The 23,341-nt window shown below is 53.2% G+C and carries 20 protein-coding genes; 8 read left to right on the forward strand and 12 right to left on the reverse strand.

All coding sequences use genetic code 11. The features are described from left to right. The first annotated feature begins 179 nt into the window (after positions 1-179). Positions 180-1,148, forward strand: a complete 969-nt coding sequence (locus tag Q4551_RS04945) for a class 1 fructose-bisphosphatase (RefSeq protein ID WP_303432129.1) — start codon at positions 180-182, stop codon at positions 1,146-1,148. A gap of 29 nt (positions 1,149-1,177) precedes the next feature. On the opposite strand, the gene Q4551_RS04950 is transcribed toward Q4551_RS04945, so the two are convergent. The 3 genes from Q4551_RS04950 to Q4551_RS04960 are packed head-to-tail and all read right to left on the reverse strand — an operon-like array spanning position 1,178 to position 6,243. Continuing rightward, entirely contained in the window at positions 1,178-3,085 is a 1,908-nt protein-coding gene (locus Q4551_RS04950; protein WP_303432131.1) for a response regulator, read from the reverse strand. Continuing rightward, entirely contained in the window at positions 3,082-3,984 is a 903-nt protein-coding gene (locus tag Q4551_RS04955; protein ID WP_303432132.1) for a hypothetical protein, read from the reverse strand. The genes Q4551_RS04950 and Q4551_RS04955 overlap by 4 nt, the downstream gene beginning before the upstream one ends. 18 nt (positions 3,985-4,002) lie before the next feature. Next, positions 4,003-6,243: a TonB-dependent siderophore receptor gene (locus tag Q4551_RS04960; protein WP_303432134.1), complete on the reverse strand. Its 2,241-nt coding sequence runs from the start codon at positions 6,241-6,243 to the stop codon at positions 4,003-4,005. Positions 6,244-6,398: 155 nt separating this feature from the next. Here Q4551_RS04960 and ppa point away from each other — a divergent pair, with 155 nt between their 5' ends. Continuing rightward, positions 6,399-6,932 (forward strand): inorganic diphosphatase, encoded by a 534-nt coding sequence (ppa, locus tag Q4551_RS04965; protein ID WP_303432135.1) that lies wholly within the window; start codon positions 6,399-6,401, stop codon positions 6,930-6,932. A gap of 86 nt (positions 6,933-7,018) precedes the next feature. Here the strand turns inward: ppa and Q4551_RS04970 are convergent, their stop codons facing one another. Further along, a complete protein-coding gene (locus Q4551_RS04970) occupies positions 7,019-7,483 on the reverse strand; it encodes a PAS domain-containing protein (RefSeq protein ID WP_303432137.1) in 465 nt (154 codons plus the stop codon). Positions 7,484-7,706: 223 nt separating this feature from the next. On the opposite strand from Q4551_RS04970, the gene Q4551_RS04975 reads away from it, so the two are divergent. The 3 genes from Q4551_RS04975 to Q4551_RS04985 are packed head-to-tail and all read left to right on the forward strand — an operon-like array spanning position 7,707 to position 11,685. Further along, entirely contained in the window at positions 7,707-8,630 is a 924-nt protein-coding gene (locus Q4551_RS04975) for a MerR family transcriptional regulator (protein ID WP_303432138.1), read from the forward strand. Continuing rightward, on the forward strand, positions 8,627-9,643 hold the full coding sequence (locus tag Q4551_RS04980) for a class I SAM-dependent methyltransferase (RefSeq protein ID WP_303432140.1): 1,017 nt from the start codon (positions 8,627-8,629) through the stop codon (positions 9,641-9,643). The genes Q4551_RS04975 and Q4551_RS04980 overlap by 4 nt, the downstream gene beginning before the upstream one ends. A 35-nt stretch (positions 9,644-9,678) precedes the next feature. After that, positions 9,679-11,685: a TonB-dependent siderophore receptor gene (locus Q4551_RS04985; protein ID WP_303432141.1), complete on the forward strand. Its 2,007-nt coding sequence runs from the start codon at positions 9,679-9,681 to the stop codon at positions 11,683-11,685. A 113-nt stretch (positions 11,686-11,798) separates the two neighbouring features. On the opposite strand, the gene speD is transcribed toward Q4551_RS04985, so the two are convergent. Both speD and Q4551_RS04995 read right to left on the reverse strand, forming a co-directional pair. Beyond that, positions 11,799-12,593, reverse strand: coding sequence for an adenosylmethionine decarboxylase (gene speD, locus Q4551_RS04990; RefSeq protein ID WP_303432143.1), 795 nt, complete (start codon positions 12,591-12,593; stop codon positions 11,799-11,801). 78 nt (positions 12,594-12,671) lie between these two features. Further along, positions 12,672-13,091 carry an OsmC family protein gene (locus Q4551_RS04995; RefSeq protein ID WP_303432145.1) on the reverse strand — a complete coding sequence of 140 codons (420 nt, stop codon included), beginning with the start codon at positions 13,089-13,091 and terminating at the stop codon, positions 12,672-12,674. 389 nt (positions 13,092-13,480) lie between these two features. Here Q4551_RS04995 and crp point away from each other — a divergent pair, with 389 nt between their 5' ends. Next, positions 13,481-14,119 carry a cAMP-activated global transcriptional regulator CRP gene (gene crp / locus Q4551_RS05000; RefSeq protein WP_303432147.1) on the forward strand — a complete coding sequence of 213 codons (639 nt, stop codon included), beginning with the start codon at positions 13,481-13,483 and terminating at the stop codon, positions 14,117-14,119. A 119-nt stretch (positions 14,120-14,238) separates the two neighbouring features. On the opposite strand, the gene trpC is transcribed toward crp, so the two are convergent. From trpC to Q4551_RS05025, 5 genes are all read right to left on the reverse strand, one after another. Continuing rightward, positions 14,239-15,045, reverse strand: a complete 807-nt coding sequence (gene trpC / locus Q4551_RS05005; protein WP_303432149.1) for an indole-3-glycerol phosphate synthase TrpC — start codon at positions 15,043-15,045, stop codon at positions 14,239-14,241. Positions 15,046-15,074: 29 nt separating this feature from the next. After that, positions 15,075-16,121 (reverse strand): anthranilate phosphoribosyltransferase, encoded by a 1,047-nt coding sequence (gene trpD, locus Q4551_RS05010; RefSeq protein WP_303432150.1) that lies wholly within the window; start codon positions 16,119-16,121, stop codon positions 15,075-15,077. 13 nt (positions 16,122-16,134) lie between these two features. Next, positions 16,135-16,722: an aminodeoxychorismate/anthranilate synthase component II gene (locus Q4551_RS05015; RefSeq protein WP_303432152.1), complete on the reverse strand. Its 588-nt coding sequence runs from the start codon at positions 16,720-16,722 to the stop codon at positions 16,135-16,137. A gap of 72 nt (positions 16,723-16,794) precedes the next feature. Next, entirely contained in the window at positions 16,795-18,279 is a 1,485-nt protein-coding gene (trpE, locus tag Q4551_RS05020; RefSeq protein ID WP_303432153.1) for an anthranilate synthase component I, read from the reverse strand. A gap of 214 nt (positions 18,280-18,493) precedes the next feature. Further along, positions 18,494-19,171: an HAD family phosphatase gene (locus Q4551_RS05025; protein WP_303432155.1), complete on the reverse strand. Its 678-nt coding sequence runs from the start codon at positions 19,169-19,171 to the stop codon at positions 18,494-18,496. A 457-nt stretch (positions 19,172-19,628) separates the two neighbouring features. Between Q4551_RS05025 and Q4551_RS05030 the strand changes: the two genes are divergently transcribed. Continuing rightward, positions 19,629-19,991 (forward strand): HPF/RaiA family ribosome-associated protein, encoded by a 363-nt coding sequence (locus Q4551_RS05030; protein WP_303432156.1) that lies wholly within the window; start codon positions 19,629-19,631, stop codon positions 19,989-19,991. A 247-nt stretch (positions 19,992-20,238) separates the two neighbouring features. On the opposite strand, the gene Q4551_RS05035 is transcribed toward Q4551_RS05030, so the two are convergent. After that, the gene (locus Q4551_RS05035; RefSeq protein WP_303432158.1) at positions 20,239-22,047 is read right to left on the reverse strand and encodes an acyl-CoA dehydrogenase C-terminal domain-containing protein; all 1,809 of its coding nucleotides are present in this window, start codon (positions 22,045-22,047) and stop codon (positions 20,239-20,241) included. Positions 22,048-22,499: 452 nt separating this feature from the next. On the opposite strand from Q4551_RS05035, the gene Q4551_RS05040 reads away from it, so the two are divergent. Then, positions 22,500-23,318 (forward strand): ComF family protein, encoded by an 819-nt coding sequence (locus Q4551_RS05040; protein ID WP_303432160.1) that lies wholly within the window; start codon positions 22,500-22,502, stop codon positions 23,316-23,318. The last annotated feature ends 23 nt before the right edge of the window (positions 23,319-23,341 follow it).

Here is a 23,341-nt window from a genome sequence, read left to right on the forward strand (position 1 = left end):
ACAAAAGGCCGCTAGTGTAGCCGTTGCCTCTCGCTGACCCAAGCACAGATAAATCGACCTGTCTGTCGCTACAAGAAAGCGAAATCAGGTCGTCACCAGCCGCCAACACTGCAATTGGCACCTGATTCCGGTAGTATCGCCGCAACGGAAAGAATGTGACCAACGAGGCCTAGCGACCCATGCTTAGATTGAGGACTTTTTTACAGCAGCACTGCGATCAGGCAGAACTGATCGATGTCATCGACCAGTTAGCGGTGACCTGCAAAGATATCGCCCACCAGCTCACCCTCGGTGAACTGGCCGGTATCCTTGGCAGCGCCGAGCAAGAAAACGTACAAGGTGAATGCCAGAAAAAACTGGATGTGATTGCCAACGATCTGCTGAAGGACTCACTGGCCGAGGTGCCCGCTGTTCGAGGTATCGCCAGCGAAGAAGAACCAGACCCCGTTGCCTGCAACGACGACGGTTCCTATCTGGTGCTGTTTGATCCACTGGATGGCTCCTCCAACATCGACATCAATGTCACCGTTGGAACCATCTTCTCTATCCTGAAAGCGCCGGAAGGCACGCTCGGCGGAGATGAGGCAGCCTATCTGCAACCCGGCAATCAGCAAGTAGCGGCTGGCTACGTACTGTATGGGCCATCCACCATCATGATGCTGACGATTGGTCATGGCGTGTATTCATTCACACTGGACACCCGTATGGGAGAGTTCCTGCTGATGAAAGAAAACATCCAGGTACCGGAAGAAACCGCCGAATTCGCCATCAATATGTCGAACCAGCGTTTTTGGGATCCGGCCATGCAGCAATATGTTGATGACCTGCTGAAAGGTGAAACCGGCCCACTGGGCAAGCGTTACAACATGCGTTGGGTGGCGGCCATGGTGGCGGAGATTCACCGTATCCTGACCCGCGGTGGTATTTTCATGTACCCGTTTGATAACCGCGATCCTGGCAAGCCTGGCAAGCTCCGTCTGATGTACGAAGCCAACCCCATGAGCATGCTGATGGAACAGGCTGGTGGCCGCTGCAGCACTGCCAGTGACGCCATTATGTCGATTCAACCCGAGGGTATTCATCAACGCGTCCCGGTGGTTATGGGTTCTGCCGCTGAAGTCACGATCGTCGAGCAGTATCACCAGTAACACTGCCCGGATCTGCGTCATACCAGAGGTCAACCATCGATTGTGTTGGCCTCTGCATCGGTTTGCTGTTGTCCCCATTTCATCAGGATAGCTTTCATCGCAGCCAATGAAACCGGCTTGCTCAGATAGTCGTTCATTCCAACACGAATACAGCGGCGGAATACCACTTCCGAGCCATTTGCCGTACAGGCAACAATCGGTGTTGTCACTCCCCTGGCCCGTAAACAACGAGTGGTCTCAAAACCATCCAGAACCGGCATCTGGCAATCCATCAGAATCAGGTCAAAATCCTGTTCTTCCACGCGCTGCAGACATTTTTCCCCGTCTTCTGCCACCACGACTTCCGTCTCCGGGAAAGCCTTGATAATCATCTTTTTAGCCACCCGATAGTTGATGTCATTATCTTCAACAATCAGAACGCTGAGTGCAGTACTGATCGGGCCAGCATCCTCAGGCTCAGCAGAAGCCACCGGCTTGACGGGCAGATTGACCATCACCCTGGTGCCGCCTCCATCGTTATCCTGAATCTGGATACTGCCACCCAGTATCTGACAGATATGTTGGGAAATCGTCAGCCCCAGGCCAGCACCACTGTGCTGGCGACTGAACGATGAGTTAATCTGGGAAAAGGCTTCCATCACCTGCTGACGCTGGTCAGGCGGAATACCAATACCAGTGTCATGCACCTGAATACATAACCAGTGTTTCAGCGCTTGATGATGTATCGAGAGGAGCGCCACCACATACCCTTGCTCGGTAAACTTGATGGCATTATCAACAAGATGTCGCACGATTTGCCGTACTAACGAAGGGTCTATCTGAATCTTGTTTTGTAACAGCTCGTCGTCATATTCGACGACAAACGACAAACGCTTTTCCAGCGCCTGCAGGCTGAACTCGTGCGTCAGGGCATCCAGTGTTGCAGGCAGGGAATGCTCGGCAAATGCCACTGGCAAATTGTTTTTATCTGTATCCACCACCACCAGAACATCTTCCAACAGCTGCGTCAGATTGGTCAGTGACTGCTCGGCCGTCGACTTGTACTCGGCAAACTCATCCGGGCTGTTGTTCCGGTCAATCAGCTGCAACATTCCCACAGCACCATTCAGTGGCGTGCGTAATTCATGGCTCATCATCGCCAGAAATTCATTTTTGGCCTGACTGGCTTGCTGGCTTTTGTGTTGTTCCTGGCGCAGCTGTGCGGTATAGCGACGATGCGCCTGTTGAGCCTGTTGCAGTGACGCCGCCAACTGGTTGACACTCTTTTGCAGATTACCGATCTCGGCGCCACTATCGACCACCAGACGTTGTTTGACCTCCCCTCGGGCCAAATGACCAATAAAAGAAACCAACCGCTCCAACGGCGGGATAATCGTTGTCGAGATCCCCCCCGCCACCAGTATCGAAATCAGGATAAAGCCCAGTCCGGTAAACAGCGACTGGTACATAATGGCCCGCTGGCGCTGGCTCATGATCGTATTGGCCACCTGCATACGCACCTGACCAATCCGCGCAGGATTCACTGCTCTCCGGGCATCCAGTTCAGCGAAGCCATCCAGAGCGGGCATCTCAGGCACAATATCCCGAACCAGAATACGGATATCATCCGCCGGAATGTCGCCATAACGCTCGGACTGCTGAAAATAGAGCGTCTGGCCATTCACATCCAGTATCTCGACCACGACGATAAATGGCTGTTTGAGTACCGCGGCGACCACAGGGTCCAGTAACTGATAGTTACCCGAAAAAATCGGATACTCGGCACCAACGGCCAAATGATCCAGCGCAATACTCGACAGGCTATCGGTTTCACGCTGCACTTCTTTCCAGCGTTGCACCATGTGATAGCTGGTAATCAGCATTGCTGCCAGCACCACAGGAATGGTTGCCACCAGCAGGATTCTTAGACGGATCGACCAGCGTCGAACCGAAATCATGGTTGTTCCCGGTCTCGGAGACGGCTGACCATCTCTTGTTCATCCGGCAGCACCAGGTTCAGCGAGCGAGCGACTTGCCCGTTGTAGCGTACATTGAAATACGGGTTATAACCCGGCTCAGGCCAGTGGCCGGAGCGCAACCCTTGCTGAATAATCTCCACCAGACGGCGCACGATGTCATCAATATCACTATAAGTGGTCGCCAATGCTCCGGCACGAATATAAGCACTGGATGGCCCAATCAGTGGCCGGTTCTGGCGGTAGGCGGTAATAAGGATATTCTTGATATTGGCCGCACTGAACAATTCCGGGTCATAGATACCCACCAGCGCCTGATTATCTTGTAACAGGTCGACCAGGGCGCGATTCATGCTGGGATAGTCATTGATAAAATACGCACTGACACCGTGCTCGCGGAGAGCTTGAGGAGAACAGCACAAGGTCTGTAACCGTTCAGGACTGCTTGCCAGTAATCCAAGCGGTACTTTGCGGCCCATAATCTCGTGTGCGAGCGCTACCTGACGCATCAGCGGTGGTTCCAGATACAGCGCACTGGAGAGATAATCGGCATTGATGCTGTCTTCACGTGTGATCAGTGCCGCCACCACCGGCATATCGTCTGGCAACGGCAGCGATGCCACCTGCTGTATCGCCACAGGGCCAACCAGCACGACCACATCAGCGCTGGCAACCGCAGTATTGATAGCCGGGTCCGTTAACAACAACACTGTCGAACGGGCGTCCGAACCGGTCGCCGTTTTTTCTGCCAACTCACTGACCAACCCAACAATCTTGTGAGTAATAAACAGTAATTCCAATGCATTGGCAGTACCACTCAGCCCGATCAACAAGGGGAGAGCCAATAATCTAAGCCATTGCCTGAAAGACCATGCATCCATGCAAGCATCCACTCCTTGTCAGAAATTAAGACCAACCTGTACATTGTACAGATTAGTGGTCGAGTACTGCTGATTCACGTACACCAGACTGCCGTCATCCACCAAATGCTGCAAGTGAAAACCCAGCCAGGGGTTAAAGCGACCAACCCGGTCAAATACCTTCATACTGATCTCGTAACGCCGATAACGGTTTCCGTGACGGCTGTACTTGCTGTTGTAGGCGTCGTACCAGAAATGAGAAGCCGTCAGACTCCAGTTCTGCGCTTTATGATGCCAGCTGGCCACCACACTGTCCTGGGCGCTGAGTCTGGTATCCACACGCTGCTGACGCCGCTCGCCTTCTTCGCCCTTGAGTTCAACATTAATATAGGCCGACGACAACCAGATCCAGTCGGTTGGCCGGATGCGCCAGTTAACCTGCAGTTCAGCACCGTCGATATCAATCTGGCTATCCGAGCCGATAGCCAGGCTCCGCAGCTGGATGGAGTCCGCAATCAAATGTGTCATATGCTCCTGGAACAACTTCAGATCGACTTCAATATCAGGGCCTGAAAAACGGCCATAGTAGCCAAGTTCCGTACTGATAATTCGTTCATGATCGAGATCCCGGGACTCCGGCCATTGATGTATAAAAAACGTCCCTTCCGAAATGCCCAGATAATTATCATCCAGGCCACTGATGGTTACATTATAGTTGGGATTTTGCTCCAGCAAATCGGGTGAGCGCACCGCCTCGGAATGAATCAGGCGAATTCCTTGTTGTGGCGCCAACAACAGGTTCAGGCCCACTCGAGGAGAAAAGGCGTCCTTGTTGGCGTCTTCACGCTCGTAGGTCCCCCCCATATTCACAATCAGGCGATCGGATTGACGCCACTCCAGATTACCGAAAAACCGGTAGGTATCGTTATTTACCTTGCCGCCGAAGTAGGTCTCGGAAGTTACTTGGTCGCGGCGCATACTGACACCCAGGACGGTACGCAGTGACCGGTTCCAGCGGCGGGTATCCTGAAATTCAATATCAAACCGCTCGTCGGTTATATTGGAGTCGGTATAACCGTTTACCTGCTGTGACAGATTGGAGAGGTCGCCACCCGTGTTAGCCACTATCTCCTGTAAATAGGCCAGGTCAGACTCACTGACATCCAGCGCATAACCCGCAGATGCCGCCAACGCTTCCAGCTGCTCTGCCGACGCCCCGGATGCAACCGCACTGACCACCGGAACACTCACCCCCTGCGAGGCCAGTTGCGGATTATCACGATAAAGATCATAGAGAGCCGGGTCCAGCAAGGCAGTCGGCACCCGCACAAAGGTTTCTTGCGTGCGCCGGTCATGCTGCCAGTAGGCTCGTAATGAGGCGGAGTGGTTGGCATTAAAATCCCGCGACAATTTTGCCATCAGCATGCCCTGACGTGTGTCCTGATCCGGGGCGACCTGATCGTAATCACTTTTGCGAATATCTGTATGACCACTCTTGTAAGCAGCCTGGGTATGCAACTGCCAAGCGCCATCGAAGTTCCGCTGCTGATCAAAATTGATAAAGCCGTGGCGCTTGCTGTCTCGTAACTCATCTGCACCGTTTTCAGCGCCCGCCCCGTCAAAGCCATCGGATGCATTGATCTGTACGGTCAGACGGTTGGCACTGCGCCCCTGCTGCCAGGAATAACTGGCAAAACTGTCGTCTTCACCCTGATTACCATTCCGGTAACGCAGGCGCACACCCAGCGTATCCCCAGGATGTTTGCTGATAATATTGATCACTCCCTGAAATGAGTTCGATCCATAGGTCGCCGAACTCGGACCTCGGGTGACTTCGATACGCTGGATATCTTCCAGCGCAATGGGAATATCATCCCAAACCACCGATGCAATACCCGCCCGGAAGACCGAACGGCCGTCCACCAGCACCTGCAAGCGCCGCATCACACTGGGGCTGGAAGAATGATAGGCAAGGGAGGCATTATTTTCGTCATCCCCATGACCAATAAACATGCCGGGAACAAAACGCATCAATTCCGGCAAGGTGGTGACGTTCCAGGCCTCAATCTGCTCAGCATCGATCACCGTTACACTGGCAGGCACTTCGGCACGGGGTTGGCGCAATCGGGTCGCAGTCAGAACAACCGGAAGATCCTCATCATCCAGACGATATGATTCCGCCAAGCCCGGAATCAGCTCTTCTTCAAGATTATTGGCCATCGCCTTGTCTGCGATACAGAACAAGGAGATAACCATCAGGGTCCAGACTAATACCGCCATAAGTTGTATTTCTTTTTCTCGTTGTTCAAGCTATCAAACCATCGTGCCTGCATCTTTGGTCGATGCCTGCCGTTTTATACTGATGTAGACCTGACAGAACAAGAGCTGCTTGGCTATAATCCGCTCAAATAACTCAACAATCCCAGGAAAATAAAATGAGCTACAACGCCATTTCCGCAGGTAAAGACCTGCCAAACGATGTTTATGTCGTTATTGAAATTCCAGCCAACCACGCCCCGATCAAATACGAAATCGACAAGGACATGGATTGTCTGATGGTCGATCGTTTCATGGCCACACCGATGTTCTACCCAGCCAACTATGGTTACATTTCAAATACACTGGCGGGTGACGGCGATCCTCTGGACGTGCTGGTCATCACACCGTATCCGGTACAACCTGGTTCCGTTATTCGCGCGCGTCCGGTTGCTGTACTTAACATGGAAGACGAAGGTGGCGAAGACGTCAAGTTGCTGGCCGTGCCTCACACAAAACTCAGCAAAATTTATGATGACGTACAGGACGTAAATGACGTTCCTGAACTGCTGCGCAACCAAATCGCCCATTTCTTTGAAAATTACAAGGATCTGGAAGCTGGCAAATGGGTCAAGGTGCGTGACTGGGGTAATGCCGATGAAGCACGTCGCCTGATCATGGAATCTGCCGAAGCCTACAACAACGCCAAATAATCGGCGTCCAAAGGCAGCGCTTTAATGTTCCCCAAAAAGCAGAGCGCTATCGCGTCTCTGCTTTTTTTATGTCGCCGGGTGATGATTCAAGCCGGCTTCTGGCGTAATTCGGCCAGCTCCGCTTCCGCTTTTTCGGCTCGCTGCAAAGCGTCTATCGTCGAGGTTACGTCCTTCTGCACACCGATGTAATACATCAGTTGTTCTTCGTCACTGAATACCGGCGACAAACTCAGTTCATTCCAGAACAGCGAACCATCCTTGCGATAATTCCTTAGCACCACACGGGCAGAACGCCCTGCCGCCATCGCCTGGCGAATTTCCTCCAGAGCAGGCTGGTCTTTGTCGCCCAACTGCAAAAAACGGCAGTCCTGATAAAGGATTTCATCTGCCTGATAGCCCGTCATACGCTCAAACGCCCTGTTGACGTACACCAGAATATTATCGTCACCTTCCTGCTCGGCAATCACAATGCCATCGTTGGAGACATCAATCGCTTTTTTCAACAGCTCAAGGCTGATCGGCCCTTGAGGATCTGACGCATCAGCAAACATACCCACTCTCCAAGTTATCATTCCGGCAAGTTAAGCAGCCCCTCTGTCCTGGTCAAGTAATTGACAGACTTGGAAGGCGACTTTTACTTTGTAGCAATGTAAGAATAGAATCTGTACACCTTTGTATACCATTGGCAAGTGTGCGGATTTTCTCCACTGGCCCGGTAACCGTCCACCCGAGGTGACAGCCTGATTGTTACCAGATAACGCAAGAGCTCCTAACATGACAGGCAATGGTTCTGACTCCCATGCTGCGTATTATCCAATCCGGATAGTGTCTGCGGAAACAGGCGTGAATGCCATCACCTTGCGCGCCTGGGAACGGCGTTACGGGCTGATTGAACCGAAACGAACCGCCAAGGGCCATCGCCTCTACACCGAGCAAGACATACAACTGATCAAGCAAGTAACCACCTTATTGAATCGCGGTATCCCCATCTCCCAGGCACAGGCCATGCTGGCCAATGGCGACTCCAATAACGATAGTCCCCTGACGGCGACCAAACCCTCTCAATGGCAGCATTACCGGGAGCTGCTGCAACAAGCAACCCAACATTTTGACGACCGCTTGCTGGCCTCCACCTTTGATGAAGTCAGCCAGTTTTTTCCGGTTGAACTGGCCCTGAGATTTCTGTTTGTACCCTTTTATCGTCAACTTAAAGAGAGCAAATCCCAGCCTTTGGGCGACGCCAGACTGTGTTTTTTCAGTTCTTTTCTACAGGCTCGACTGGCCTGGCGACTGTCAGAGAGCGACACCACGGCCGTCACCACACAACCTCGAATCCTGCTGGCCAACTGCACCAGAGACAGCGAAATCAACTTGCTGTTGCTGGGGTTATTGATCCGCCAGCTGGGCCTTGGAGCCACCCGTCTGTCCGGCCTGATGGCGCTGGATCAGATTATTCTGTTACTGAACGAGTGCCGACACTGGCCCGTCGCAGTTCTACAAATAGAAGTAATTCCTTCGACAGAACGTATCCAGCAATTACACACCATTGCCGCAGAAACCGGCTGCCCGCTGTTTGTTACCGGGCAGGCCAGTGAATTTGATGGTCCGCTACGCCAACAAGGGCTGGTCCCGCTTGGTGACGATTACCAAATAGCAGCATTAAACGTACGAGACATAGTGCAAGGAATGACGGCATGAACCAGGCCCCCTATCAGTTATTGACCCGCCACCCGGATTTACTGACTGCCAACACACTGATTCTGACCAGTGAAAGTGAGACCGACCCGGCCTGGCTAGCCATGGTACGCGGCGCCGGATGCCGTGTGCAAACCTGGGACTGGCGCTGCTATCAGGTCATGCTGGCCGCCCTCGGAGAAGACAAGGTCACCTTCGCCATCCCCGAAGTTGAACTGCCAGACAATACCGAACGCGTCATTATCGTCTGGCCCAAAGCCAAACAGCTGGCCATCGCCCTGGTACAGATGCTGACCCGGATTCCGGCTCACCGACATCTGCCAGAAGTCTGGCTGGTTGGCTCCAACGACAGCGGCGGCAAAAGCATCAACAATGCAATCAAGCATCTGGCCGATACCATGAAACACGATAGCGCCCGCCGCTGCAGCTTGTGGTCAGCGTTGTTACGGCCCCAACAAGCGTCTTTCAACTGGCTCGCTCTCGCCAAGGCTACCCATTATGACGGCCGGGATTACCTCTCCTTGCCCGGAGTGTTCAGCCAGGGTTCCCTCGACAAGGGCAGCGAATTACTGCTGGCCCAGCTCAAGCCACTGCATGGCAACGTATTGGATCTGGGGTGCGGCTCTGGCCTGCTCGGAATCAGTCAGGCATTACGCAGCACCGACATCAATCTTACGCTGGCAGACACCGATGCCTTCGCCTTGCGCAGCAGTGCCCTGAACGCAGCCCGTATGGGCGTAAAAGCAGATATTGTGGCCAGTGACGGACTGGGCCAGGTCAATGGCTACTTCGATACCATCATCAGCAACCCACCGTTCCACGCCGGCAAGGAAACCGATTATCAGTTTGCCGAACAGCTGTTTGCCAATGCGCGCAAGCAATTACGGGCAGGAGGCAAACTATGGATTGTGGCCAATCGTCATTTACCTTACGAAGAGTGGGCCGCGCGCTGCTTCAGCCAGGTCGAGGAAGTCGCTACCGCCAATGGCTTCAAGATACTGCGCATCAGCCATTAATCTCAGACCAGAGCCAGATGCCAGGGAGATGTTTCATGTTCCGCACCGCACCAGTGGCCAAGATCAAGCAGCATCAGTGTCTCACTGGGTCTGGAGTTATTCAGCTGTTGATGCTGCTATTCGGAGCAGCAACGACAGCCCAGGCCAATGACGCCACACTGTCCTACGACCCGGAAAATTATAATCGCTTCCTGCCTCTGACCGCCCTCGACCTGCTCGGTCAACTCCCGACAGCCGGTTTGGGCAAGAACCTTAATCTGGAAGATGACGTACTTCTCTACGGCATGAGCGGCAGCTATCAAAGCCTGTTGATCAATGGCCAGCCATTACTGGGCGACAGTAATGCTCAACGAGTGGCGCTGGAACGTATTCCCGCAGCCATGATCAAGCGTATCGACATCAGTGAAAACAGCCAGGCAGATCAGGACTGGGGAGGCGGTGCCGCCGGGGCCATCAATCTTATTCTCAAAGACCAGTTCAGCCCCGATACTTATCTGGCTGGTATCAGCGGCCCTTACCAGGGTTATCAGCTACTGGCAGATGCCTCACCATCCCCGAACCTGCGCGTCGGGCTCTCCCGCATCCGTCAGGTCAGCCACAGCCAGGGCTCGTTCACCACTGCTGACCTGAATCAGGATTGGTCACAACGGCGTCAGCAACAGGATGACACCTTCCGGCTGTCCCACCAAATGACCTGGTCCACCGCCACTCGCCTGAGCAGTGAACTGATTCTGATGAACAGCGACTATGACCGCCAACACGAGCCACTGCCGTTCACCCTGCGTTACGATGCCACTCACCCGGGTCTGAGTGATACGTCTTACCAGCATAACCGGACAAACCAGCACCTGCGCCTGAATGCCAGCCATCGCCGTGATAGCCTCATCAGCCAAGTGTCATTGGCGGGCGAACAGTTCAAGCAACAGCAGCAGCGCGACACCACCAATAACGACGAGAATGCCAGCCGTTATCGACTCCACTGGACACTGGCAGAAACTCGCGACGAACATCGCTGGTCCCTGGGCCTTGGCTATCAGCAACGCAAACAAAACACTTTTTATTCTGGCACCGGCCAGCAACGGCTCAAGTTCAAGGAGAATCGGGCTTCTGCATTTGTGCAGGATGCCTGGCAGGTCACTCCCGGCACTCGGCTGACCCTGGGGCTACGCCTCGAGTCTTATGAACTCAGCCAGGATAACGCCGGGAGCCAGAATCTGGACCAGCAATCTGAAATCGCCACCGCCAGTTACTGGTTACCCAGTGCAATTCTAAGCCGCCGCCTCGACTATCACCAACAGCTGCAAATCAGCCTTGGTCAAAGTATCCGCCCGGCCCGTGCCAGCGACCGCGTACCCCATAACCTGGACGACGAAGAGCTGGTATGGATCGGCAATGCCGACCTGGTCGACGAACAAATGACGTCTTATGTGATCCGCTACCAACGCCAGTTCCAGACCGGCGTCCGGGCCGAAGAAGAAGGTGTGGTGCTGTCATTGTTTCAGCGCAGCATCTATCAGCCGATTCATTATCTTTACAGTGCCACCACCTCAGGGCAATTTCAGGTCACTCCGGTCAACAGCGCCGTCCCGGCGGTATTACGTGGCGTCAGCCTGACCATGCGCAAGCCGTTACAACGGGGAGACAATCCGCTGATCATCGAGCTGGGAGTCAATCTGTATGACTCCGACATTCGCGGTAGCGAGGTGATTGAACAACGGCGACGACTGGACCAGACCCCGGATTCAGTGGTCAAAGCCAGTGTCGAGTACTGGTACCTGCGCCATGCCCGTATCGGTGCCTACTGGTGTTATCAGGGCCCGTCGACGCATCTGGCGATTGGCGACAGCAGTGATATCACCGTCCACAATACATCGACCCACAATGCTGGCGGCTATCTGGATTATTCATGGAAAGGAGGCTGGCGGATTGGTGTTTCCATCCATCAGCGCCAGGCCGGCGACTATGACAGTGACTCCCCTGCCTTCCACATGGAAAGCGACAACGAATGGCGCTGGCAATTACAGCTACGCAAAGAAAGCTGAATCACCCCAAAAGATCAAGAGACTGACACCAGAACGGGGCAGCCGAAACAGCCGCTGGCTGATACCGGGCAGCGCGCTGATCACAGCCGCCCCCGGAGTACTGCAGAACTGCTTTAATCTGGCATATTACGGGAGTAGAAAATCTCCAGCATTTCCTTGCGCACCTTGTTCTCGATCACATCCCGTTCAGCGTCACTCAGGCTGAGCGCAGCTTCACCAAACAGATAGTTATCCAGTTCAAAATCCTTCAGCAGCATCTTGGTATGGAAGGTATTTTCCTGATACACATTCACATCGATGGTCTGATAGGCGTTACGGGTATCTTCGGTCAGGTAGTTCTGGATCGAGTTGATATCATGATCAATATAATGCTTGTTGCCATCAACATCGCGGGTAAAACCGCGCACCCGATAATCCACCGTCACAATATCGGAGTCCAGCGCATGAATCAGATAGTTCAAAGCCTTCAGGGGTGAAATCAGCCCACAGGTCGATACATCAATATCCGCCCGGAAAGTACTGATCCCGCCATCCGGATGGCTTTCCGGGTAGGTATGCACGGTCACATGGCTTTTATCGAGGTGTGCCACCACAGAATCTCTCAGCGGCCCCGGCTTCTCTTCCATCAGGTCATCGCTGGGCGGCACTTCATGCTCAGCAATCAGAATGGTTACACTTGCACCCTGGGGTTCATAATCCTGACGAGCCACGTTCAGAATATTGGCACCAATAATATCCACCACATCGCCCAGAATCTGGGTCAGACGATCGGCGTTATAAAGCTCATCAATGTATTCAATATACTCCTGGCGCTCTTTCTCGGTCTGGGTATAACAAATATCGTAGATATTAAAACTCAAGGACTTGGTCAGGTTGTTGAAGCCGTGCAGGCGCAACTTGTCGTTCAATAGCGTATCCTCATCAACCCCGCCTGATGCGGTGGTGTGGATGTTAAGTAGGTTAACCTTCGGTCTGAATACCTGATATCAGGCTTCAATCACTTCATGACTGTGAGTAATTTCAACCCCAGCCTGTTCGAGCATAATCGATGCTGAACAATATTTTTCTGCCGACAAAGCCACAGCCCGCTCGACACTGCCCGCCTTCAGGTTCTTGCCAGATACCTTGAAGTGTACGTGTATGCGCGTAAAAACCGACGGCACCGTATCGGCCCGCTGCGCTTCAATGGCGGCCACACAATCGGTCACTTGCTGGCGCTGCTTGGTCAAGATACTCATGACATCAAAACTGGTACAACCGCCCAGCCCCAGCAGCAGCATTTCCATTGGCCGGACGCCCATGTTTCTGCCGCCGTGATCTTCTGGTCCATCCATGACAACTGTGTGACCACTGCCAGATTCACCCAGGAACATGGCCCCATCTACCCACTTGATTTCTGCTTTCATCTTATCAACCAGCACAGTTATTGGAGGAAGGCGCGGAGCGTATCATAACCAGCACGCCCGGTTAAATTGTCTCAGTCAGACGTGTCACCCTACTGCCGTATTTTGTCATTTTAACAATAAGATACAATTTAACTGCTCCTGCAGACGTCAGCAGTCCGGCAAAAAGTAGTATCCTCTGCCTTTTGAAAAAATCGATCTAACATATAAATCAACGGCTTACGCGATATTTACCCTATATGACCAATATTAATGATCTGGTTCACGGAACTGAAAACCATACGCTCTGTAATGATAAAAGCACTAACGCACTGCGTCACAAACTGACATACTGTTTAACTTATTCTGTTCATGAGCAATAATTGCATCAGTACCGGATTGGAAGCCCAACTATGAGCCTGGTAAGACTGCCCCAAAAGGATCCCTACCTGGAAGACTTTTTGTCTCAATGTCACCGACGCCGTTATCCGGCGCGCAGCACTCTGATTTATGCTGGAGAAGAAAGTCATACCTTGTACTATCTGGTTAAAGGTTCCGTCAGCGTCATCATTGAAGACGAAGATGGCCGCGATATGATCATGGCCTACCTGAATCCGGGTGACTTTTTTGGTGAAATGGGCCTGTTTGATGAAGAACACAAAACCCGCACCGCCTGGGTAAAATCCAAAACCGAATGCGAAGTGGCCGAAATCAGCTACAGCAAATTTGAAGAACTGGTCAAACTGAACCCGTCATTACTGTTCCGCCTGTTCCGTCAAATGGCACATCGCCTTGGCCATACCACCCGCAAAGCAGGTGATCTGGTGTTTATGGATGTAACCGGTCGAGTGGCCCGCACCCTGTTGGAACTCAGCAAGGAGCCAGATGCCATGACGCACCCCGATGGTATGCAAATCAAGATTACCCGTCAGGAAATTGGCCGCATCGTTGGCTGTTCCCGTGAGATGGTTGGTCGTGTATTAAAAGACCTTGAAGATGGTGGCCTGGTATCAGTCAAAGGCAAAACCATGGTGGTCTACGGCACCCGCTAGCTGTACATACAATCATTGAGCAGGCTGTGCGCTACGCCAGCCAAAGCTGCGACCAAAAAAAGCATTGCCTGTGGCAATGCTTTTTTGTTTGTAACGCGTATCAGGATAACCAGTGATGGTCAGAAAAACAGCTGACTCAATGCCTCACCCGGATCTTGTGCCCGCATAAAGGCTTCGCCAACCAGAAAACCGTGCACGTTACGCTGACGCATGGCATCCACATCGGCACGCTGCAGAATCCCGCTTTCCGTCACCAGCAAGCGGTTATCGGGTATCGACGCCAATAATCCATAAGTGGTTTCCAGCGTTACTTCAAACGTATGCAGGTTGCGGTTATTGATTCCCAGCAACGGCGTGGTCAACGTCAAGGCTGATTCCAGCTCATCGTGGTCATGCACTTCCACCAGTACATCCATTCCCAGTTCATGAGCCAGGCCTTCCAGATCCTGTAGCTGCATTCTCGACAGCGCCGAGACGATCAGCAGAACACAATCGGCATTCAGCATGCGGGCTTCATAAATCTGATAGGGGTCGACCAGGAAATCCTTGCGGATCACCGGCAGCGAGCAGGCTTGACGCGCCTGCTGCAAAAAATCTTCATGGCCCTGGAAATACTCATGATCTGTCAGCACCGACAAACACGCTGCACCGCCTTGCTCGTAAGATTCGGCAATCGCACCCGGCACAAAATCTTCTCGTATCACGCCCTTGGAGGGTGATGCCTTTTTGATTTCAGCAATCACCGCGGGATCACCCGCATCAATACGGGTACGCATGGCCTGACAGAAGCCTCGCAACTGTTCCGGGTCCTGGTCCTGTGCCTGCGCTTTCAGCTCGACGACCGGCAGCTCACGCTGCCGTTGTCTGACTTCCACCACCTTGGTAGCGAGAATTTTTCGGAGTACGGTTGGTGTTTCGTTATTCACTGCGTTATTCGCCTTTGGTTTCGCCGCCGTCAGGCCGCACCATCTTCGGCCAGACAGACTGAAAAGCTGACCAGCTCTTTCATTTTTTCCAGTGCCAGACCCGAATAAATCGCGTCTTGCGCCATGCTGACACCATCTTTCAGGTTCAACGCCAGACCGGCAACATAAATCGCAGCACCGGCATTCAGCGCCAGCATATCGGCGGCTTTTTGACCGGCTTCGGTTTTACGCTTGCCCAGTGCATCCTGAATCAGTGCCAGGCTTTCCTCGGCGCCATTGACCGTCAGACCACTCAGGCTGCGAGGTTCAATCTCAAGCTCTTCCGGACGAATGATACGTTCCCGCAACTCACCCATATACAGCTCACACGCAAAGGTTGGAGCCGCCAGACTGATCTCATCCAACCCATCGTCTGAATGTACCACCATGACATGGCCCGCGCCCAACCGCTGCATCACTTCTGCCAGCGGCCGTACCAGCTCTTTGCTGTACACACCGATCAACTGGTTCGGGACACTGGCCGGATTGGTCATTGGCCCGAGAATATTAAAAATTGTCCTCATGCCCAGCGATTTGCGCACACCAATCGCATGCTTCATGGCACTGTGATGCTGAGGCGCAAACATAAAGCCCACGCCCAGCTCCTCTATGCAACGGGCCACCTGAGTGGCATCCAGCGTCAGCTTGACCCCTGCAGCTTCCAGTAAATCGGCGCTGCCGGATTTTGATGACACTCCGCGATTACCGTGCTTGGCCACTTTGCCGCCGGCCGCCGCTACCACAAAGGATGAAGCCGTCGAGACATTAAACAGGTTCGATCCATCACCACCGGTCCCCACAATATCCACCGCGTGTAACGGATGAATGGTGACGCCATGGGCCAGCTCTCGCATAACCCGGACGGCTCCGACGATTTCATCGATGCTTTCGCCTTTCATTCTCAAGGCAACCAGAAACGCACCGACCTGGGCATCGTCACACTGTCCGGCCATTATCTGTCCCATAACGTCGGTCATCTCGTCCGTCGTCAGGTCATTACGTTCGACAACCCGAGCGAGGGCAGCACGCATTTCCATATCAGTCTCCTGGTCAGTTCAGCCGCATGTGCAAAAAATTGTTGAGCAAGTCATGGCCGTGCTCAGTCAGAATGGATTCAGGATGGAACTGAACCCCTTCAATCGCCAGCTCGCGATGTCGAATCCCCATGATTTCTTCCTGGCTGCCATCGTCATTCTGGGTCCAGGCCGTCACTTCAAGGCAATCCGGCAAGGTGTTTTTATCAATCACCAAAGAATGATAACGGGTCGCCTGATAGGGATTGGTCAGGCCCTTGAATACACCGACATCACCATGATGAATGGCCGATAATTTACCATGCATGACCTGTCCGGCTCGTACGATGGTGCCGCCAAATACCTGCCCAATCGATTGATGGCCCAAACAAATTCCCAAAATTGGCACCTTGCCGGCAAAGTGCCGGATAGCGGCCATCGACATTCCGGCTTCATTCGGCGTGCAAGGCCCCGGGGAAATAACCAGGTGATCAGGAGCCAGAGCCTCTATTTGCTCCAGCGTCACCTCGTCGTTACGAAACACCCGTACTTCTGCGCCCAACTCGGCGAAATATTGCACAATGTTGTACGTAAAAGAATCGTAGTTATCTATCATTACCAGCATGCTGTACTCCAACGGCGCCCGGCATCAGGCCCCTGTCATTCATTCGGTAGGTAGCGACCTGTCTGCAGGTCGTTATTGATCCAGCCCGGCTTCAGCCAGAGCAACGGCACGGAACATGGCGCGACCCTTGTTCAGGGTTTCCTGCCATTCCATTTCCGGCACCGAGTCGGCCACGATCCCGGCTCCCGCCTGAATATTCAGCATGCCGTCCTTGATGACCGCGGTACGAATGGCAATCGCCGTATCCATATTGCCATTCCAGCTCAGATAACCGACCGCACCGCCATACACACCACGCTTGGTGCTTTCCATCTCATCAATGATTTCCATTGCCCGGATTTTGGGCGCACCACTTAAAGTACCGGCCGGATGTACGGCTCTCAGTACATCCATGGCCGTGGTGCCTTCTTTCACTTGCCCGGTGACATTGGAAACGATATGCATCACATGACTGTAGTGCTCCACCACCATCCGGTCGGTCAGCTCTACCTTGCCCGTCTGGGCAACCCGGCCAACGTCATTACGCCCCAGATCGATCAACATCAGGTGTTCGGCGATTTCTTTCGGATCGGCCAGTAATTCCTGCTCCAGCGCCAGATCTTCAGCGGCGTTGTGACCACGCTTGCGTGTACCGGCAATCGGCCGCACCGTGACTTCACCATCTTCCAGCCGGGCCAGAATCTCTGGTGAAGAACCGACCACATGAAAGTCACCCAGATGCATGCAATACATATAGGGTGACGGGTTCAGCGTTCGCAGGGCGCGGTAGATATTGACCGGATCACCGGCAAACGGAATCTGCATCCGCTGGGATATCACGCACTGCATGATATCGCCAGCGAAGATGTAATCCTTGATCGAAGCGACTGCCGCACGGAATTCATCGGCACCAAACATTGAACGAAAATCTTTTTCCTCGACCTCGCGCGGCTGCGCCAACGGCTGGCCTATTTCCCCCTGATAGGGCTGACGCAACTGTTCGCGCAGTTGCTCGATACGCTGTTCAGCCACCGCCAGCGCGTTGGGCTGTTGCGGATCGGCCAGCACGATCAGATGCAAGGTGCCACTGAGGTTGTCGAACACCACCACTTCTTCGGACACCATCAGCAGGATATCCGGGGTATTCAGCTCATCAGCGGGGCAACCTTTTTCCAGCCGGGGTTCGATATAGCGCACGGTATCGTAACCAAAGTAGCCGACCAGCCCGCCCTGAAAACGCGGCAAGCCGGGCAAGTCCGGGACTTTGTAGCTTTGCTGTAACTCGCTGATATATTGCAGCGGGTCACGCACTTCCAGCTCGCTGACCGTGTCACCGTTTTCTTGCCGGATAATCCGATGGCCCGTTACCTTGATAACATGGCGGGCGGGTAATCCGATCATTGAATAACGCCCCCATTTCTCCCCACCCTGTACCGATTCGAACAGGTAGGAATAAGGCCGGTCGGCCAATTTGAGGTAGGTACTGAGAGGGGTATCAATGTCGGCCAACACCTGGCGCGACACAGGGATACGGTTGTAGCCCTGGGCAACCAGAGTTTCAAATTCTTGCGGAGTCATAATAGGAACCTGAGTGTGAGTAAACGCAATAACGGATGCATCCTTTTGTGTGATGCAGGAAATCAGGCGTTTATCACCATCGACGGGCGAGTAGCTGGCCCTGTTGCTGAGGACGATCCAGAGGGTAGAACACCACGGGCTCCCTAGTCGTGATTTAATCGAGCATAGATCATACCAGAAGGCCCACCTCCGGCAAGCCTTACAATGGTTGATTTCAGTTTTTGAGTGGTCGCCAGTCCAGACAAGGCCAACTGCGCAAGGCCGCTGCATCACGTAAACGAGCGTTCGGATTCAACACCACTGGCTGGGCGACTTTTTCCAGCAAGGGTAAATCTGCATGACTGTCGGTATAAAAGGCGGCATCACTGAACTTCAGGCCACGCTCACGCAAAAATGCCCGGGCCAGGCCAACCTTGCCACTGCCGTAACACAAGGGGCGCTGCAAGCCGACGATACGATCATTCACCACCTTGAGGCGATTACTGATCACATGAGTGATACCCAGCGCGTCGGCGTAAGCACGGGCAACATAATCATCAGCGCCAGTAATCATCACCAGTTCAACCCCCTGGCGCTGGTAGGCAAATAACAGCGAAGCCGCTTGCGGATAAATATGCAGGTGCCCACGCTCGGCAAAAAATTGCGCCACCCGCTGCTGATATACAGACAAAGCCATCCCGCGAGCACGGGTCTTGTAATAGTTGGACAAGCGCCAGTGTGTTACCCGACCCTTTTTATAGGCACGATACAAGGAAGCCAGCGCCAGCGTCGCCTCGACCAAAGCCCAGCGCTCACGGCGTACTCGCCATTTGATCCAGAGACTGTTTGCGTCTTTGTTAATCAGTGAATCGTCCAGATCAAAAAAAACGACCTTTACCTTGTATACCTGCATGACACTCCGCCCACGATACTGTCGCTCAGACTAACACGCATTCAAACCCTGCCCAATGCGAATTCGTCGCGCCCATTCACTGTTGCATCCAAGGCAAAAAGTTCCGCAAAAAAAACATAAAAATGTTACATCCAGATGATTGACCTTGTGACAAGTTAATGTAGTCTGAAGACATAAGGAAATGACAGAGACACGACAACAAGAACTGGCAAAAGATGTTTTCCAGTTCGCCAGTGTTAATGGCAACTTATTGTTTTATAAAGGTTTTAAAGACTACCGTTACGTTGAAGGGAGGTAAATATACCGATCCAGGCGCACTCGGCAAGATCCAGAAACCGGTCTGTATACCAATACGGATCTGCCCTTTGGCACGTGCGTAAAGACAACAGCGCCAACGCGATGTTGTCCGCCGGATTTCCCGGCGTAGCCTCATGCTTATTTTAACCAAGGAGCGTTTATGAAAGGTCTGGCAATCAGTTTTCGTGACATCGAACATTCAGACGGTATAGAAGCATCTATCCGAGAGAAAGCCACCAAACTTATCTCCACCTTTGACGACATCACCGGGATTCGTGCGGTTGTCGCCATGCCACATAACCACAGCTATAAAGGCAAGTTGGCTCATGTGTCGCTGGAGGTTGGCTTGCCTGGAGAAACTGTCGCGATCACCCATGACAATCACGACAACTCTGACCACGAAGATATGTATGTTGCTGTCAGGGATGCGTTTGAAAAGGCCCAGCGTAAAATCCGCAAGATTCATGAAAAACGGGTTAATCGTAATCGTCGCACGGCCTCGATTGTTGCTCAGGCAACCTGAACCTTGTCGTTAAAACCCTGTTAAATAGCTCTGAAAGCCGCTGATACCAGCGGCTTTTTTGTGGCTACCCAACGCCCAACATCCAGCACTGGCCAAGCGCCATGCAAGCCGGTTTCATATCCACACGGTACAATCCAGCCGTACAACACAGCCGTACAATCCAGCCGTACAACCCAGACACATAATCCAGGCATAAAAAAGCCACTCCGAAGAGTGGCTGGTATCCATCAGCGCAATCGCGACCGGCTTACAGGAAAGAGAAATCCTCTTCGGCCATATCCATCAGACTGGCGGCTCCTGCTGTCATGGTGGCAGCATGCATCCGGGTACGGGGCAGGATGCGGCGGAAGTAAAAGTTTGCCGTGGTCAGTTTGGCCTTGTAGAAGGCCTCTTCACTGGTACCTGCAGCCAGCTTGTCCTGAGCTACCTTGGCCATACGCGCCCAGAAGTAACCCAGCACGATATAACCGGAGTACATCAGATAGTCGACAGCAGCGGCGCCTACTTCATCGCGATTTTTCATCGCCCCCATCCCCACTTTCATGGTCAGGTCGCCCCACTCCTTGTTCACTTCCATCAAGGGCTTGATCAGTTTGGACAAGGCTTTATTACCCGACTCCGCCTTGCAGAACTTGTGCACGATCTTGGTGAAGGTGCGCAGGCTCGCCCCTTGCGTCATCAATACTTTACGGCCGAGCAAATCCAGCGCCTGAATACCCGTGGTTCCTTCATAGATGGTCGCAATCCGGGTATCCCGCACCAGCTGCTCCATTCCCCATTCCGCAATATACCCATGGCCACCATACACCTGCATACCCAGGTTGGTTGCTTCACAACCAGCTTCGGTCAGGAAGGCCTTGGCAATCGGCGTCAGGAAACTGAGCAGCTCTTCAGCACTTTTACGTTCGGCTTCGGTCTCGGCTTTTTTGACAATGTCGTTTTGCTGCGAGGCAAAATACACCAGTGCCCGGCTCGCTTCGTTGAGGGCTTTCTGCGTCAACAACATACGACGGACATCCGGGTGCACAATAATCGGATCGGCGGCTTTTTCCGGCGCTTTTGCCCCGGTCAGTGAACGCATCGCCAAACGTTCTTTGGCATACGCCAGAGCACCTTGATAAGACGCTTCCATCGCAGAAGAACCTTGCAAGGCAGTACCGATACGGGCGGTGTTCATAAAGGTGAACATGCAGTTCAGGCCTTTGTTCTCCGGCCCAATCAACCAACCTTGGGCACCATCAAAGTTCATGACACAGGTAGAGTTGCCGTGAATGCCCATTTTGTGTTCCAGCGAGCCACATTCAACAGCGTTTTTATCTCCCAGCGTGCCGTCTTCATTCGGCAGTACCTTGGGCACAATAAACAGCGAGATACCCTTGGTACCAGCCGGAGCACCAGGCAAACGGGCCAGCACGATATGGATAATATTGTCTGCCATATCGTGATCACCGGCAGAAATAAAGATCTTGGTGCCGGTAATGGCATAGCTGCCATCCGGGTTTGGCTCTGCCTTGGCTTTCAGAATCCCCAGGTCAGAACCACAATGCGGCTCAGTCAGGCACATGGTGCCGGTCCACTCACCAGAGACCAGACGGGTCAGATAGGTGGCTTTCTGGGTATCGGTGCCGTGTTGTTCAATGGTGTTCATGGCACCGTGAGACAAGCCGGGGTACATCCCCCAAGACCAGTTGGATGAACCAACCAGCTCGGAAATCACAATCCCCAGTGATTCAGGCAAACCCTGACCGCCAAATTCTTCGTCATGGGCCAGAGACGGCCAACCGCCTTCAACAAACTTGGCGTAGGCTTCTTTAAAGCCGGTCGGTGTGGTGACGGTGCCATCTTCGTGACGCTGACAGCCTTCGATATCACCGACACGGTTCAGCGGTGCCAGCTCTTGTTCACAAAAACGAGCGCCTTCAGCAAGGATGGCATCCACCATGTCCGGAGTCGCCACGTCGGCGTAAGCAGGAATATTGGCGTAATGGGACGGCATATCCAGCAGCTCGTCCATAACGAATTTAATTTCACGCAGGGGGGCTTTGTATTCTGGCATTAGGGATACCTCGTCGCCTGACTGGTTTGGGTCGCCTGATGGCGCTCTGTTTATTAGTAGTCGTACCGGCCATCAATCAATGAACCAGTACGCTGTTGCTATTTCGTTGTTCCGTTGTTGCTTGATCGCCCGGTGACCGCGTCATGCGCGTGTGTTGCCGTGGCGTATCACTTGATGTTTTAAAACAACTGTTTGAAACATACGTTTGCTTTATAGCTCTGTCAAGCAAAAACACACAACAATGACTTGTCATCCCGACACTGGCAGCAGGCACAATCCCGCGCCAACACAACAACGGCTATCAACCCAGCATAGGACACAAATTCCACCACCGAGAAGGCACAATACGGATTAGCAACCATTGACCCGATATCACCCTCCAAGCAGGATAGTGGCTACGTTTTATCAACAATCAGTATTCAATCAATACCCAATCAGAGTCAGGGAAGACGATGGCAGGCAACCCACAGCAGCAGCAACAAAAACAGCAGCAAAACCAGCTACCCAGACAGCGGTCTCTGTCCCGTCCATCAGCCGCCGGGCCGCTGTCGGACTTTCGTTGTGAATGGTGCCAGAGCTCGGTCAGCAAGAGCATCAGTGGTTTTTTGTGTCACCACTGTGAAGAAGTGCTGCGCACCCCCTATCCGGCGTGCAGCCAGTGTGGTGAGTTACTCAATAACAACGAACGCCGCTGCCAGCATTGCCAACAAACGCCACCGGCTTTTGATTACACTCACATTTTTTTACCTTACCAAACACCGGTTAGTCACTGGTTACGCCAGGCCAAAGACCGCCGTCGTTATGAGTGGCTGTTACGCCTGGGTCACTGGATGGCCCATCATCCACCCGCGGCGATTACCCAGGTCGATGCGCTGGTGTACGTGCCATCCGATTGGCGCAAGCGTCTCTGGCGCGGCTTTAACCCTGCCCGGATTATTTGTGAACAACTGGCTTCCCGTCATCACAAACCGATATTACACCAGGCGCTACGCCGTCGAGGCAGTACCCCACAACGAGGCCAGCACCGCGCTTCCCGCTTGCAGCAAGCCCGGCAACAGTTCGACAGCGGCCAGCAATCCCTGCACGGCATGCACCTGCTGCTGATTGACGATGTACTCACCACCGGTGCCACGGCCGATGCGGTAGCGACCTTGCTGAAGCAGCAAGGGGCAGCCATTGTTGGAGTCTGGGCTCTGGCGCGAACACCACCCCCTGGAATGACCATGCCGTTAGCATTGCATGGATGTGGCTTGCCAGAGAGTCAGGCATAATCGCCCGTTGAATCCAGACGAGG

This window comes from Oceanobacter sp. 5_MG-2023, from assembly GCF_030548165.1.
Lineage (GTDB): Bacteria > Pseudomonadota > Gammaproteobacteria > Pseudomonadales > Oceanobacteraceae > Oceanobacter.